General features: G+C 69.1%; 13 protein-coding genes. 6 read left to right on the top strand and 7 right to left on the bottom strand.

Translation table 11 applies throughout. The features are described from left to right. The first annotated feature begins 60 nt into the window (after positions 1 to 60). From MHN80_RS20195 to ppk2, 5 genes are all read left to right on the top strand, one after another. Positions 61 to 672 carry a TetR/AcrR family transcriptional regulator gene (locus MHN80_RS20195; protein WP_101822189.1) on the top strand — a complete coding sequence of 204 codons (612 nt, stop codon included), beginning with the start codon at positions 61 to 63 and terminating at the stop codon, positions 670 to 672. A gap of 133 nt (positions 673 to 805) precedes the next feature. After that, positions 806 to 1,483, top strand: coding sequence for a DUF4166 domain-containing protein (locus MHN80_RS20190; RefSeq protein WP_004018991.1), 678 nt, complete (start codon positions 806 to 808; stop codon positions 1,481 to 1,483). A gap of 90 nt (positions 1,484 to 1,573) precedes the next feature. Next, positions 1,574 to 2,014: an SRPBCC family protein gene (locus tag MHN80_RS20185; RefSeq protein ID WP_004018990.1), complete on the top strand. Its 441-nt coding sequence runs from the start codon at positions 1,574 to 1,576 to the stop codon at positions 2,012 to 2,014. A 109-nt stretch (positions 2,015 to 2,123) separates the two neighbouring features. Then, positions 2,124 to 2,645: a DUF6764 family protein gene (locus MHN80_RS20180; RefSeq protein ID WP_064569192.1), complete on the top strand. Its 522-nt coding sequence runs from the start codon at positions 2,124 to 2,126 to the stop codon at positions 2,643 to 2,645. Between the two features lie 99 nt (positions 2,646 to 2,744). Continuing rightward, positions 2,745 to 3,695 carry a polyphosphate kinase 2 gene (gene ppk2, locus MHN80_RS20175; RefSeq protein WP_064569191.1) on the top strand — a complete coding sequence of 317 codons (951 nt, stop codon included), beginning with the start codon at positions 2,745 to 2,747 and terminating at the stop codon, positions 3,693 to 3,695. Positions 3,696 to 3,708: 13 nt separating this feature from the next. Here ppk2 and MHN80_RS20170 read toward each other — a convergent pair whose 3' ends face one another. The 6 genes from MHN80_RS20170 to MHN80_RS20145 form a co-directional block, all read right to left on the bottom strand. Continuing rightward, entirely contained in the window at positions 3,709 to 4,521 is an 813-nt protein-coding gene (locus MHN80_RS20170) for a hypothetical protein (protein WP_239403413.1), read from the bottom strand. A gap of 110 nt (positions 4,522 to 4,631) precedes the next feature. Further along, positions 4,632 to 6,305: a thiamine pyrophosphate-binding protein gene (locus tag MHN80_RS20165; protein WP_239403412.1), complete on the bottom strand. Its 1,674-nt coding sequence runs from the start codon at positions 6,303 to 6,305 to the stop codon at positions 4,632 to 4,634. Next, the gene (locus MHN80_RS20160) at positions 6,305 to 7,084 is read right to left on the bottom strand and encodes a cyclase family protein (RefSeq protein WP_239403411.1); all 780 of its coding nucleotides are present in this window, start codon (positions 7,082 to 7,084) and stop codon (positions 6,305 to 6,307) included. Before MHN80_RS20160 ends, MHN80_RS20165 begins: the two co-directional genes overlap by 1 nt. Positions 7,085 to 7,098: 14 nt before the next feature. Further along, positions 7,099 to 7,833 carry a tellurium resistance protein gene (locus tag MHN80_RS20155; protein ID WP_081908916.1) on the bottom strand — a complete coding sequence of 245 codons (735 nt, stop codon included), beginning with the start codon at positions 7,831 to 7,833 and terminating at the stop codon, positions 7,099 to 7,101. A gap of 101 nt (positions 7,834 to 7,934) precedes the next feature. After that, on the bottom strand, positions 7,935 to 10,076 hold the full coding sequence (locus MHN80_RS20150; protein ID WP_239403410.1) for an Ig-like domain repeat protein: 2,142 nt from the start codon (positions 10,074 to 10,076) through the stop codon (positions 7,935 to 7,937). A gap of 28 nt (positions 10,077 to 10,104) precedes the next feature. Next, a complete protein-coding gene (locus MHN80_RS20145; protein WP_239403409.1) occupies positions 10,105 to 11,781 on the bottom strand; it encodes an Hsp70 family protein in 1,677 nt (558 codons plus the stop codon). A 77-nt stretch (positions 11,782 to 11,858) separates the two neighbouring features. Between MHN80_RS20145 and grpE the strand changes: the two genes are divergently transcribed. After that, on the top strand, positions 11,859 to 12,368 hold the full coding sequence (gene grpE / locus MHN80_RS20140; protein ID WP_239403408.1) for a nucleotide exchange factor GrpE: 510 nt from the start codon (positions 11,859 to 11,861) through the stop codon (positions 12,366 to 12,368). Here grpE and MHN80_RS20135 read toward each other — a convergent pair. Beyond that, positions 12,329 to 14,398 (bottom strand): prolyl oligopeptidase family protein, encoded by a 2,070-nt coding sequence (locus tag MHN80_RS20135; RefSeq protein ID WP_239403407.1) that lies wholly within the window; start codon positions 14,396 to 14,398, stop codon positions 12,329 to 12,331. The genes grpE and MHN80_RS20135 overlap by 40 nt on opposite strands. Positions 14,399 to 14,519 lie beyond the last annotated feature (121 nt).

The following is a 14,519-nucleotide window of genomic DNA, read 5'->3' as shown; positions in this document are numbered from 1 at the left end:
GCTCTGTATGCTGGCGCAGGACATCAGATATATGAGGGTCGGCATAGGAGTTGTTGCTGCATGGCGTCACATCCCGCCGAGTCCGTGGTCACCGGCGCGGACGACCGGGGCCCGCGTGAACGCATGGTCGTGCACGCGGCCGACCTGATCGGTCGCGACGGCGTGGCCGCCACGTCGATCGGCGACGTCATCTCCGCGAGTTCCGCACCTCGCGGGTCCATCTACCACCATTTCCCGGGCGGCAAGACCCAGCTGATGACCGAGGCGGTCCGGTACGCCGGCGAGTTCATCGCCGAGCGCATCGGGCGCCCGACCACGATGACCCCGGCCGACACGGTGCGCGAGATCGGCGGAGTGTGGCGGCGTCTGCTGGTCAACACCGATTTCCAGTTCGGGTGCCCGGTCCTCGCCGGCGGACTCGCCCGCCGCAGCGAACCCGCGGTGGCGGACGCCTCCGCCGAGATCCTGCAGCGCTGGGCCGACCTGGTCACCGCGCGGCTGGTGGTCGACGGCGTCGACAGCGACCGTGCCGACTCACTGGCCAATCTCATCATCGCGGCGGTCGAGGGAGCGGTCGGACTGTGCCAGACACGGCGCAGCGTCGAACCCCTCGATCGCGTCATCGCCGAACTGGCGAGCCTGTGTGACGCCGCGGTCGATCGGCACCGATAGGGCTGAGACGTTGGACACGCGTGTGCTCCGTTAGTAGGTTCACCATGTCGTCACCGTGGGGTGACGCCTGGCCTGCGCCTGTTCATCGTCTGCGCCGGCCCGGATGGCTGGGTGATCTCGGGAGGATGACGCCATGACGCCGGTCTTCCGGCATGCGCTGGGTTCGGACTTCGACCGCCTGCATCCCAACGTCGCATGGCGCTACGGCATCGACTCGACATCCGGTGTCGCCCAGATCTGTAGCGGGATCTACGAGTCGGTGTACATCTCCTCCGCGTTGCCGCCGCCCGCGCTGTGGCACTACGCCAAACGCAACGCGCTGCCCTCGAAGACGAGCCGGATGGTGCCGTTCACCCAGGGGTACTACTGCTATTCCGACGAGCTCGGGCGCGAGTCGCTCGCGGTGTTGCGGAACTTCCAGTACACGACCGGCCCCCGCAAGCTGAACTCACTGCTCGTCGCCGGGCGAACGGGCCTGGTCGACTACTTCGGCGACGGCCCGGAGTTCCTGTATCCCATCGAGCCGTCGGTGACGCGGTCCGGCGAGTTGCTGCTGGAGAGTGGGCCGATGCGCTGGCTCGGGCGCGGACCCAAGGTCGGGATGAAAGGGCTGTTCACCGCTCAGATGAAGTACATCGAGGGGTGGGACGAGAAACGGGATCGCTTCCGGTGCGACGCGACCGTTCGCAACCCGGTCATCGGCGAGATCATGCACTTTCGTGGCTGGTTCACCGCGGTCGACCAGGCCTGCTCTCTACGCGACATCCCCGACGAGGCGTGGCCGGTCAACCTGGTCGACCGCGAGAGCTGATCGCTGTCATCCCAGGCGACTCCGCCGCGGGTCGACACGTCGTCGACGGTTCGTTGCATCGGCGGCACGGGCGCGCGGTAGGTTCTGCGCATGGCTGTCTCAGCGAACATCGAATTCGACGTCGCCGCCCCGGTCTCGGTGGTGATGGAAGTGCTCATGGACATCGAGTCCCTGCCGGAGTGGTCGGGCCCGCACAAGGAAGCCGAGATCCTGACCAGTCACGACGACGGCACGCCCGAGAAGGTGCGAATGGTCGTCACCGCGGCGGGCATCTCCGACGAACAGACGTGCACCTACGAGTGGACTCCCAACTCGTGCGAGTGGCACCTCATCGAATCGAATCAGCTGAGCGAACAGCACGGCAAATACACGGTCACCGAGACCGACAAGGGGGCCCGGGTCCGGTTCGATCTCGCCGTCGAGCTGAAGATCAAGCTGCCCGGGCTCATCGTGAAACGCGCCCAGAAGATGGCCGTGGACACCGCCCGTAAGGGGCTCACCGCTGAAGTGGAGAAGCGCGCGGCGGCCTGAGGGCGATCGTGACCCGGACGTGACGGGTCGATCGACTCCTCCCCGGCGCCGGCCCCTGTACGCTGAGGGCGTTCCCTACCGGGCGCCCGATCAATGGAGGCCAAAGCAGTTGAGAATCAAGAAGTTTGCCGTTCGCGGCCTGGTCCTGGCGGCGGGGATCGCCGGATGTGTCGGTTTCGCCGGGCTGTCGGGCGAAGGGGTCTCCTCGGCGTCGACGCATTGCTCGGTGTCGAACGGTCACCAGGTCGAGCGGGTCGAGGGACGGAGCGGATGCGGCGCGAAGGCCGGACTCGGCAGTAGCGCTACCGCCGATGAACGCAGCGGCGGCGGCACCGCGATCTCGGTGTCGGACAACGGCGGAAACGCTGCGGCGTACAACCTGCAACCGGGTTCGACGGCTCTCGCCGGTGCCAACAGCCGGGGCAACGCCTACTCGGTCACGACCGGGCCGAGCGCGCTGTCCGTCGCGCAGGCGCGCCGGGGCGGCACCACCGTCGCGGTCGGTGGCTGGGGTGGCGAGGCCTACGCCGGCCCCGAAGGTGCCCGGTGCAGCGGTGGTTTCGCAGCCGCGTTCGACACCAGCACCGGCAAGGCCTGCCTGCACTCCGGTTCGATCGACCTGCGGAACTGAACCGCAGCAGACGAGATCTGAGAGACAGAACACGCCCGGCGCGACGGTCGTTAACCGGAGCGTCGGGCGTCGTTCGTCCCTTCGTCCTATCGTTGTGGAGTGACCGACCTTCACAGTCCCGACACCCAGATCGGCCCCGACTTCAGCGTGCTGAACGGCCGCGAAGCGCTCCAGCAGCTCGTCGACCTCCACGACACCACCCACTTCACGGTCAACGACGACGATGACGACGACCCGGTTCTGCTCACCCTGCCCGAGCGCAACGTCGTCGACACCTGGCGCGAGGACTATCCGTACGAGGAGCGGATGAGTCGCCGCGAGTACGAGGTCACCAAGCGGCGCCTGCAGATCGAGCTCCTGAAACTGCAGAAGTGGTCCAAACAGACCGGGCAGCGGCACCTGCTGGTCTTCGAAGGTCGCGACGCCGCGGGCAAGGGCGGCACCATCAAACGCTTCAACGAACATCTCAACCCGCGCGGTGCCCGCACCATTGCACTGGAGAAGCCCAGTGAACGCGAGGCCACCGAGTGGTACTTCCAGCGCTATGTCCAGCACCTGCCCGCCGGCGGTGAGATGGTGTTCTTCGATCGCTCCTGGTACAACCGTGCCGGCGTCGAGCGGGTGATGGGATTCTGCAGCCCGCAGCAGTACACCCAGTTCGTCGCACAGGTCCCGGCGTTCGAGAAGATGCTCGTCGACGACGGGATCAACTTGGTCAAGTTCTGGTTCTCGGTCACCCCGCTCGAGCAGCGGACCCGGTTCGCCATCCGTCAGATCGATCCCGTGCGGCAGTGGAAGCTGTCACCGATGGACCTGGCGTCGCTCGACAAGTGGGATGCCTACACCGAGGCCAAGGAGGCGATGTTCGCCGCCACCGACACCGACCACGCACCGTGGACAGTGGTGAAGTCCAACGACAAGAAGCGGGCGCGGATCAACGCCATGCGTCACGTGCTGAGTCTGTTCGACTACGACGGCAAGAACGAGTCGTTCGTGGGTACGCCCGACCCGCTGATCGTCGGCCGCGCCGCAGACGTGATCGGGGAGTAGCGGCCCGAGCAGTTCAGCGCCGCCCGGAGATCAATCGCCCCAGGATCCCGAGGGCGAACATGGCGACGCCCACCCCGCCGACGATGAGGGCGACACGGGTGACGTCGTCGTACGCGCCGTCGATGATGAGCTCGGCCACCTGCCGGCCCGAGCTCTCCGCACCGGCGACCTCCTGTTTGGCGCGGTCGGCGAAGAACAGGCCCATGGCCCAGGTCGAGACACCGGCCGCGACCACGCCGAGTCCGAGCCACGCGAACACGGTTCCGCGGCGTCGTGCGATCAGCAGAGCCAGCACCGCCGAGATGACGGCGACCGCGGCTGATCCCCAGGCGAGCAGGGTGATCTGGCCACCGACCTCGGCGTATCGGCCCGCCTCGAGACCCGAGGCGCCGTTGGTCAGTTCCACGACGACCGGGCCCTGGATCGCGTTGCCGCCGGACAGGTTCAGGGCACGGTTGATCATGGCGGTGATGTCGAGCTGCATCACCGAGGTGTCCGAGCCCGGCGCGGGCTCCTCGAAGAGGAACGCGTGCTGCTGCCCGACGACGTCGGCGAAGTCCTGCTGGAACTGTTCGCTCTCGGTGTAGCGGCCCGCGAGTGGCCGTACGAGCGCGCCCGCGATGGGCAGATCGGTCCGGGCGGTCGCCTGTGCGGCGATCTCGTCCGCCAGGTAATCCTTGACCTTCTGGTTCTCTGCCATCGGCCCGACCGTCGAGACGAATCCCGCCTGGTCGACGATGCGCTGATCCAGCCAGAAGGACGGAACGGCGAGGACGGTCGCCGCAATCGCGACAAGTGTCAGCAGGGCACTGAGGAAGCTACGCACAGCCACGAGGCTACCGAGACAATGCGCGTGGATCATCGACCGGCGCGGTGGGGCTGATGCCACACGACCTTTGACAACTCCACAGTGTGAAACGGGCCCGCCAGGCAGGGTCAGTGCCCCGCGAACGCCTCGGCGAGCCACCACGAGCCGCCGTCGTCGGTGATCTTGGCGTCGATGACCAGTGGCCCCGACGGTTCGGGGGAGGGCAGCGACCCGACCCAGTTCCGGACCTCGTCGAGGTCGTCGAGTCCGGTGACCGTGACGCCCGTGGCGCCGTGGCCGCGGGCGATCGCGGCGATGTCGACCTCCGGGAAGGTCACCGTCGTCATGTCGGCGTTCCCGAAGTGGTGTACCTCGGCGCCGTAGGCGGAGTCGTTGTAGACGATGACCACCAGCGGCAGTGCGAGTCGGACGGCAGTCTCCAATTCGGCGATGGCCATGAGGAATCCGCCGTCACCGGTGCCGAGGACCGGCAGCCGGCCAGGTTGGGCGAAGGCCGCGCCGATGGCGGTCCCGAGGCCGAGTCCGATCGACTGGAAGGCCTGGGTGAAGCAGAACCCGTATTCGTCGGGCACGGACAGATGGGTCGACGGATACCCCATGAAGTTCCCGGAGTCGATCGACACGATGCGCTCCGCCGGGAGGATCTCGTCGAGCGCGATCGTCAGCGCCCGCGGGTCGACCCGACCGGGAGTCACCTCGCCTGTGACGGGGACATCCTGCCACCGCGACGATTCGGCGATCCGGGCGGCGACGTCGGCGGATCGATAACCGACAGGTGCGGGGGTGTCCGGCGGCAGGGCCGCGAGCACGTCGGCGGCGGTCGCGGCACAGTCGCCGACCACACCGAGATCGACCGAGCGATGTGCGCCGATGGCGTCGATGTCGACGTCGACCTGAGCCACCGTGGTGTCGGCACCGATGAGTCGGCCGTGTCGCATCGTCCACATGTTCAGGGCGCAACCCCATCCGACGATGAGATCGGCACCGGCGATCAGTTCGGCCGAGGTGGGCGAGGAGAAGCCGCCGGAGATGCCCAGAGAGAACGGGTTTCCCGCGAACAGGCCGTTCGCCACCGCCGACGTCGCGACCAGCGCACCGGATACTTCGGCCAGCGCCGCGATCTCCGGTCCGGCGGCGCGCGCACCCCGTCCCGCGACGAAGACCGGACGCCGCGCGGCGCGGATGGCGTCGGCCAGACGCGCCACCGACCGGGCCTCCGGCCGGACCCGCGGCGCCGCGACGGAGAGCTTCGTGGGACCGTCGAAATCCGCTGCGGCCGAGGCGATGTCGATCGCGACGTGGAGCACCACGGTTCGGCGCTGTGTCACTGCGGTCCGGACGGCACGGGTCACGTCCGCCACCACGGTGCCCGGTCCGTAGACGCGGTCGTTCACGGCGCCGACGCTCGCGGCGAGGGCCTCCTGGTCGATACGGAAGTTCGACCGCAGCGCCGACGCAGGCGAGTCGGCGGTCAGCACGATCATCGGTGTCCGGCTCTTGGCCGCCTCGGCGATGCCGGTCATCGCGTTGGTCAGTCCGCAGCCCTGGTGGACCGACAGCACGCCCACGCGTCCCGACATCCGCGCGTAGGCGTCGGCCATGCTCGCCGCCCCGCCCTCGTGACGGGCGGCGGCGAACGGCACCCCACCCTCGCGAAGGGCGTTGGTGAGGACGAAGTTCCCGCTGCCGACCACACCGAACGCGTGGCCGACACCGAGATCCGCGAGTACCCGGCCCGCCACGTCGGCGACCGTCGGGCCGTAGCGGTCGGGTGCCTCCATCAGCCCTCGACGATCGCCAGCACGCGCGACGGACTGCCGGTGCCCCCGACGATCGGCAGGGGGCTCACCACGATCACCGCACCGGTGGGCGGAAGCGAACCCAGGTTGCGCAGGGAGGTGAGCCCGTACTTGTCGTTGCCCAGGAAGTGGTAGTGCACGGGGAACGCGGGATCGAAGCCACCGGCGAGACCGGCGTCGACGCCGACGGTTTCGACGCCCAGGCCGGTGATCTCGCGTTCGGTGGCCAACCATTGCGCGCACTCCACCGAGACCCCGGGAGTGTGCGACCCGGTCTCGTCGGCGTTGAGGAACTCGGCTTCGGAGCCACCGCGCGACTCCCAGCCGGTCCGGAGCAGCAGCCAGGTACCGGCGGTGAGCCGCCCGTGGTCGCCTTCCCAGGCCTCGACCTCGGCGACGGTCAACAGGTGATCCGGGTCGTCGGCGACCTCCCGGGTCAGGTCGAGGACCGCCGCGGGCCCGATAAGGCGCTGCACCGGGATCTGTGACACGTCGTCGCCGTCGCGTCCGCTGATCCAGTGGATCGGGGCGTCGAGATGGGTGCCGATGTGCTCGCCGGTGTGGATGTTGTTGTGCCGCCAGTACGGTCCCGGCTCGTTGTAGGCGCTGACCTCTTCGAGACTGAAGTCGATCAGGTTCGCGAACGGGGCGGGGAGCCGCAGCGCCGGCGTCGACGCGCTCAACGGGGTGGTCAGGTCGACGACGCGGAGTGATCCGTCGGCGAGGCCGGCGACGACACCGGCCAGAGTGGTTGCGGTCATGGCGAAGTCCTCGGCTACTTGCGTGCGCCGCGCCAGTTCATGCCCCAGCCGTACGCCTCGTCGACCTTGTCCTGCGCCCCACGGATGTAGCGCACCTCGCGGTTGAGGACCAGTTCGCCGCCGCGGTTCTCGAACAGTGCGATCGCACAGGAGAGTGCCGACTGATCCGCCTCGTCGAGCCGGACCTCGATCTCCGGGCCGTTGGCCGGGAACAGGGTGACGACGCCGTTGGCGCCGGCCCAGTTGGGTGTGCCCTCGTAGATGTAGGCGAAGATCAGGATTCGCCGGATCCGGTTGGTCGCGGCGAGGTCGATGTACATGTTCTCGCCGCCGGAGCCCGATCGATCGTCGCCGTCGAGATAGATGATCGGCTGTCCGTCACGAGGAGCACGGAACGAGTTGCCCAGGGCCTGGACGATGCCCTTGCTGCCGTCGGTGAACTCCCAGAGGCAGGCCAGGTCCAGGTCGATGCCCTGCGCCTTGCGAAAGAGTCCGCCGCCCTTCGAATTCGAGGTCCAGCTCAGGTTGACGCGCACCTGGCCGGTGGTCGCACCCTGCTTGCTCAGCGAGATGCTCGGCGCGGACTTGGTGAGGGTGATCTTCGACAGCGAGACCGGTTGGGCGGGCGGCTGCTGGCCGTAACCCGCCGGGGCGGGGGGCTGCTGGCCGTAACCGGCGGGCGCGGAGGGGGGCTGGGCAGGCGGCTGCGGTGGCTGCGCCTTCGGACGCTTGGTGTAATCGATCCCCATCTCGGTTCCTCATCTCGTCGTCGGTGACATCGTCTGGTCCAGTCATCGCACGGCGAAAGACACTCGCCGCAGGTGTTGGGGCCCAGCGTAGTGGACCACCGTCACCGGGCGGCGCCCGTTGCCGGCGCCTGAGCCCGCGCGGACGGACCGAACACCGACGCGACGTCGAGCTTTCCCTGCGGGTTTCGGCGGCAGCTGGCCACCGCGACATGGCACGGACGTGGGACGTTCGGCGGGATCGGGTAACCGTCGTCGATCTGATAGCGGGTGTTGGTGACCTTCGACGCGACCGCCGCCGGGTCCGCGGGATGATCCGGAGCGGCATCCGGGCGAATGACGACCATGGCCTCGGTGACACCGGCCGGCCAGTCGAAGCGCACGGTGTCGCCCTCCACACGGACCGCGGTGATCGGTGGCGGATCGTCGGGCCGAGGTGTGGTCGGGTGCACCGGCGCCGCGCTCGCCGAATCGGCGGACGGGGCGGACGTGGAGTCGGTGCGGGCCGGCTCGGACCGGTGCCCGGCGCGGAGTGCGGTGACCTCGTAGACCGGTGCGACCGGGTCGGGTGCGCTGCCGTCGGACAGTTCGGTCGCCGTGGTGCGGCCGAGCGTCCGGGTCGACCCGTCGAATCCGATGCGCACCACGCGGTAGGTCACCGACTCCGTCGTGGAGGGATCCCACGAGACGGTGATCGCGCCACCCTCGGCGACGGACCGGACGTTTCGCGGCGGGTCCACGGTGACATCGGCGGCCGACCTGTTGAGCGCTCCGTGATCCACGATCTGACGCCGCATCTCGGCCGCGGCGGACAGGCTCGCCGGGTCTCCCGTCGACGCCGCCCGCGCGGTCTGGTCGGCCCGGGCGACGACGTCGCGCGACTGTTCGAGCCGCTCGTCGAGGCGACCGCCCGCGTCGGGGAGCAGGTCGATGTCCCGGGCCCGCCGAAGTATGTCCTCCAGCAGTTCGACTGCCGCGACATGCCGCTTCTCCTCGGCCAGGTCTCGCGCCCGGCGCGCATCCGTCACCGCCTGGCCGATGACCCGCTCGACCTCGTCGGCGACCGCGGCGATCTGCCGGAGCGCCTCGCCGTCGTCGCCGGCCGAGGCGCGCGCGTCCGCGACCGACGCACGCGCGCGGACCGGCAGACCGTCCCGCAGGGCGGCGCGGGCGGTGCGGAGATCGTTCTCCCACAGTCTCTTCGGCGGGACCTCGACAGGCTCGGCCGGCAGAGGTGGGCCGGCCGGTGGAGGTGGGTCACCCGGCGAAGTCGCGCCGAATTCGAGGGCGAGTTCGGTGATCACGGTGCGCGCGTCCCGCGAGCCCAGCCCGCGGGCTCGGGCCTCGTCGAGCAGGTACTCGTGGTCCTGCGCGCCGAGTTCGTCCTCGACCAGGACCGCAGCCCGGACCCGCGGCCGTAGGTGGTCGGTCACCGTGTCGATGACCGACTGCCGATACTCCTGCGCCAGTGCGGGATCGGCGAGCAGGACGTCGTGCACGTGGACGAGCAGTTCGTCGAGGACGCCGCGGAATCGGCCGGGGGCGAGCTCGCGGGCGCGTTCGCCCAGCGCGACCGCCCGCGACTCGATGACACCGCGGTCGGCGGCGGCGTCGGTGTCGAGGTGCAACAGGGTCAGCAGGGTCGGGGTGGGGTCGCCGTCGCGGAGTCGGTCGAATTCGGCGAGCAGGTCGCCGATCTGGGCACGTCGCTGCGCGGTCAAGGTCACCCGCGGCGGCGTCGGGGCGGCGGGCGCGGGCGGTGCATCGTCGACGATGCGGTGACGCCGCAACCGGGTGGCGATCTCCGCCGGATCGAGCCCGCCCATCGCGCCGATCTCGTCGAGTCCGGCGCGCTTGGATCTCGGGATCCCGCCGTACCGCTCGTTGAGGCGCGCGATCGCGTTGTCGAGGAGTTCGAACCGCTGCTGATCGCGGAATTCGCGTCGGGAGCTCACCGCCCGTGCCTCGGCGATCCGACCGGTCTTGTGCCGCAACGGCGCCGACCGTTCGTCGTGTTCGGCCACGAGTCGCGCCACCAGGATGCGGTACTTCGGGTGGTCGCGTTGCTTCTGCCAGAACGCCCACACCTCGTCGAGTCGAACGGCGACGGCGTCGTCGTCGAGGCGCTCGGCCTCGCCGATCGGGATGTCGTACAGTTCGAACGAATCGGATTCGCCGGGCCCCCCGCGTTTCTCGACCGCGGCGAGCACGCGCTTGCGATAGTCGTTGCCGACGAACGGCTCCATCAGATCCCCTGCCTCACCCCGAGATCGGTCACTGCTCGCGGCGCCGGGACCGGTGGACCTGTTCGAGTTCGCGCTCGACCTCCGACTTCGAGAGCGAGGCACCGGTCTTGGCCGACAGTGTCAGTGGGATCCGGGCATCGACGTGGAACGCGGTGACATGCAGGACGCCGTCGAAGGCCATCTCGAAGGTCACCGAGACCTCGCTGCCCTCGTCGTAACCGGGTGGGATGTCGGTGATCGCCCCCTCGATGAGGACCTTGGCGTCTTCGGGACGGGGAGAGGCGGCCTGTCCCTGCTGTTCCAGCACGACCAGTTCGATGCGGGACTGGTCGCGTCGCATGGTCCCGAACGACCGGCGCACCTGGACCGGCAGCGTCTGATTGCGGTGCACCAGCCAGCTGGCCTCCAGCTCACCGCTGTGACCGTTGACCGCCAGCACCCCGAACCCGCGGGAGACCACCGTGTCGACGCTGATCTCGAGCATCCGCCGGACGCTGCTGACCGGCAACGCGAACGCGTGCGCGACCCGTGTGCACGATTCGTCGAGATCGGCCTGCGCGACCCCGTCGAGTCCGCGGTCCTCGCGGAGTCGGCCGCGGGCGGCGAGGTCGGCGCGGACGAGCCGCTCGATCTCGAGCTTCTCGCCGTAGATCGCGGCGCCGCGGGCAACGGCGAGATCGGGATCGTCGATTTCGGGGGTCTTCCCCAGCGTGGCGGCGAGCTCTCGGGCGACCATCGGCATCCGCGACGAGCCGCCGACCAGCAGGACCCGGTCGACGGTGGACACCCCTCGGCGTTCGGCGGCGGCCAGGCACGACCTCGTCAGTTCGACGGTGCGGGCCAGCAGGGGGCGGGTCAGTTCCTCGAGTTCGGCACGGGTGAGCGGGATGACCGACCGGGCGCCGTCGTGAGCGACGATCACCGACGTCGAATCGGAGTCGGTCAGTTCGTGTTTCGCGCGCTCGGCAGCGAGGATCAGAGTTTGTGAACCGGCCGAGTCGTCGAGCGGGTCCTCGGCATCGGGATTCTCGGCGCAGAAGGTGCGCGAGAGATGGAGCGCCAGCCGCTCGTCCCAGTCGGCACCGCCGAGTTGATGATCACCGTCGACGGCCAACACGGTGATCCGACGGTCGGCGAGTTCGATGACCGTCGCGTCGAAGGTGCCGCCGCCGAGGTCGTAGACCAGCACCGTCTCGTCGGCCGTACTCGTGGCCACGGGATCGGTGAGCCGGCTGAACCCGTAGGACAGTGCCGCGGCGATCGGTTCGGACAGGACCCCCGCGACGTCCAGGCCCGCGTACGTGCCCGCCTGGATCGTCGCGCGCCGCTCCTCGTCGCCGAAGTACGCGGGCACGGTGATCACGGCGCGGTCGACCTGCTCACCGGCGAAGGCGGCATCGGAGATCAGCGATCGGAGGATGAGCGCCGAGATCGCCGGCGCCGACCAGGTCTGGCCGTGTGCGACGAAACGCCACTGCGCGTCGCCCATCCGTCGTTTCACCAGACTGCAGACGTTCTCGGGGTCGAGCCGGGCCTGCCGGCGCGCCCCTTCGCCGACGACGTGGTCGGTGGGCGAGGTGAGCAGGACCGTCGACGGGGTGGTCGGTGCACCGGTCAGTCCGACGATCACCTCCGGGCGACCGTCGGCATCGATCTTCGCCATCGCCGAGTTGGTGGTTCCCAGGTCGATTCCGATTACGCCCACGATCGGGGATGCTAGCAGCGCAGACGGTCTCGCCGGTGTCGGTCGAGGAGCGGGCGGGTGTTGATTACGCTGGCGGAATGACGTCTCCGGAGGGCGCAGCACCCGACCGAACCGCTGGGCTCGAGCAGTTGCGGGAGCAGGTGTCCGACCTCGCACTTGTGGTGGCACGGCAGACCCGGACGATCGAACGGCTCGTCGACGCGGCCAAGCGGCCGGGTGGGTCCGCGACGGCCGACGTTCCGCTGCTGGTCGACCTGTTCGCGCTCCACACCGATGCGGCGACGTGTGTGGTCTCCGCATCGGAGGCCGACCGGCCCGCATTCGAGTTGTTGCGCGCCGGACTGGAACGGCTCATCGTCGGCCGTGGCGGTGCCGTCGTCGCCCCGCCGCCCGGTGCCGACTTCGATGCCCGCACCATGGAAGCGGTCGATGTCCGAGCGGCGACCGACACCTCGGCGGACCGCACGGTCGCCGAGCTCCTGCGTCCGGGGCTCGTCGTCGGGGAGCGGTCGGTCCGTCCCGCAGCTGTGGTGGTCTTCCGGAGCGGTCAGTCCTCGGGAGACAGTGTCCGCCAGAGGAATTCGTAGGCGAGCGCCGACTTGAACGCGGACTGCTTGTTGTCCGCGGCGCCGCCGTGGCCACCCTCGATGTTCTCGTAGTACTGCACGTCGTGTCCTGTTTCCTCCAGGCGTGCAACGAGTTTGCGTGCATGGCCGGGGTGGACCCGGTCGTCGCGCGTCGAGGTGGTCACCAGGATGGGCGGATAGGTCGCCTCGGCGTCGACGTTCTGGTACGGCGAGAACGGCTTCATGAACTCCCATTGCGCGGGATCGTCGGGGTCGCCGTACTCGGCCATCCACGACGCTCCGGCCAGCAGGAGGTGGTAGCGCTTCATGTCGATGAGCGGCACCTGGCACACCAGGGCGCCGAACAACTCGGGGTACCGGGTCAGCATCACACCCATGAGCAACCCGCCGTTGGAACCGCCCTGCGCGCCCAGCTGTGCGGGTGTCGTCAGCCCGGTGTCGACGAGGGCGCGCGCCACCGCGGCGAAATCCTCGTAGACCTTGTGCCGCCCGGCTTTCTGGGCCTGGGTGTGCCACGACGGTCCGTACTCGCCGCCGCCGCGGATGTTGGCGATGACGTAGATCCCGCCGCGTTCGACCCAGCTCTGTCCGGCGATGGCGAGGTAGCTCGGAGTGAGGGCGTTCTCGAACCCGCCGTAGCCGTACAGGAGAGTCGGGCCGTGGGACACGTCGCGGCGCCGCACGACGAAGTACGGGACCTGGGTGCCGTCGTCGGAGGTCGCGAAGTGCTGCTCCGCGGTCACCGAGTCGGCGTCGAAGAATGCGGGACTGCGCTTGATCACCTCGGGTGCGTGGCCGCTGTTGCCGTGCAGAAGGCTCGGCGGATCGGTGAACGACGTCGCCGACCAGAACACCTCGTCGCTCTCGTCGGGGTCGGTGTCGAGCACCGAGACGGTGGCGAGGTCGGGTAGTCCCGGCATGTCGACGACCCGCCACGTCCCGAGCTCGCGGACCTCGACCCCGGTGTGCACGTCGTGGAGCTTCACGATGATGAGATGCGAACGCGTGTAGGCGTAGTCGACGAGACTCGTGTGCGCGTCGGGTGCGAACAGGACGGTCGCGTCCCGGTTGCCCGACCGGTAGGACTCGTAATCGAAGGCCAGCAGCGTGCCCGGGGCGTGGGTCGTGCCGTCCACCTCCCACTCCGATCGCGACAGCACCAGCAGCCAGTTCATCCGCACCCCGGCGTGGGCGTCGGTGGGGACGTCGAGCAACTCGGTGGTCCCGTCGCGTAGTTCGTAGTCGAGCGAGTTGAAGAAGTCCGTGGCGCGTCCGACGAAGTGACGCTCGAATCCCGGTGTGCTGTCGTACGACGCGCGCACCGACACGTCACCGGTCTCGCCCGTGAAGACCGTCACGGCATCCGAGAGCGGGGTGCCGCGCGTCCATCGCTTGACGACGCGGGGATAGCCGGAGTCGGTCAGCGAGCCCTGCCCGTCCCGTTGCTCGCCGAAATCCGTTCCGACGTAGACGGTGTCACGGTCGATCCAACCGACATCGGACTTGTTCTCGGGCAGGACGAATCCATCGGTCACCCAGGTGCGGGACGGGATGTCGAACTCGCGGACGACGGTGGCGTCGGCGCCACCCCGCGAAAGGGAGATCAGCGCGCGCTCGTACTCGGGACGCAGCGCGGTCGCACCGGCCCATACCCAGTTCTCGTCCTCGTCGCGGGCGAGTTGATCGACGTCGATGAGGACATCCCAGTCGGGGGCATCGGTGACATAGGAGTCGTACGTGGTCCGGCGCCAGAGTCCGCGCGGGTTGGTCGCGTCGCGCCAGAAGTTGTAGAGATACTCCCCACGCCGCCGTGCATAGGGGATGCGGTCGTCGGTGTCGAGGGCCGCCAGCGTCGCGGCCTCCAGCTCGCGGAACCGTTCCGAGGCGGTCAGCGCCGCGACCGTGGGCTCGTTGTGCGCGCGCACCCACGACAGCGCCTCGTCGCCGGTGACCTCCTCCAGCCACAGGTACGGATCGTCGTCGGGTGTGGTGTCGGTGGACGCGGTGCCGTGGTCGCCGTGCTCGGTCATGGCGTCCAAACTACGCGGGCGGGCCGGACCGGCTGATCCCCGCGCGGCGCCGACCCCGGCAAAACGCCTCCTCGGGCCGTTGTCTCCGGGGTATCGTGACGCAGCGACGTCGAGGAGACCC

Source organism: Gordonia sp. McavH-238-E (assembly GCF_022348225.1).
GTDB classification, from domain to species: domain Bacteria; phylum Actinomycetota; class Actinomycetes; order Mycobacteriales; family Mycobacteriaceae; genus Gordonia; species Gordonia terrae.
The sequence above is the reverse complement of the archived record's forward strand: the minus strand, read 5'-3'. Positions and strand labels throughout refer to the sequence as shown.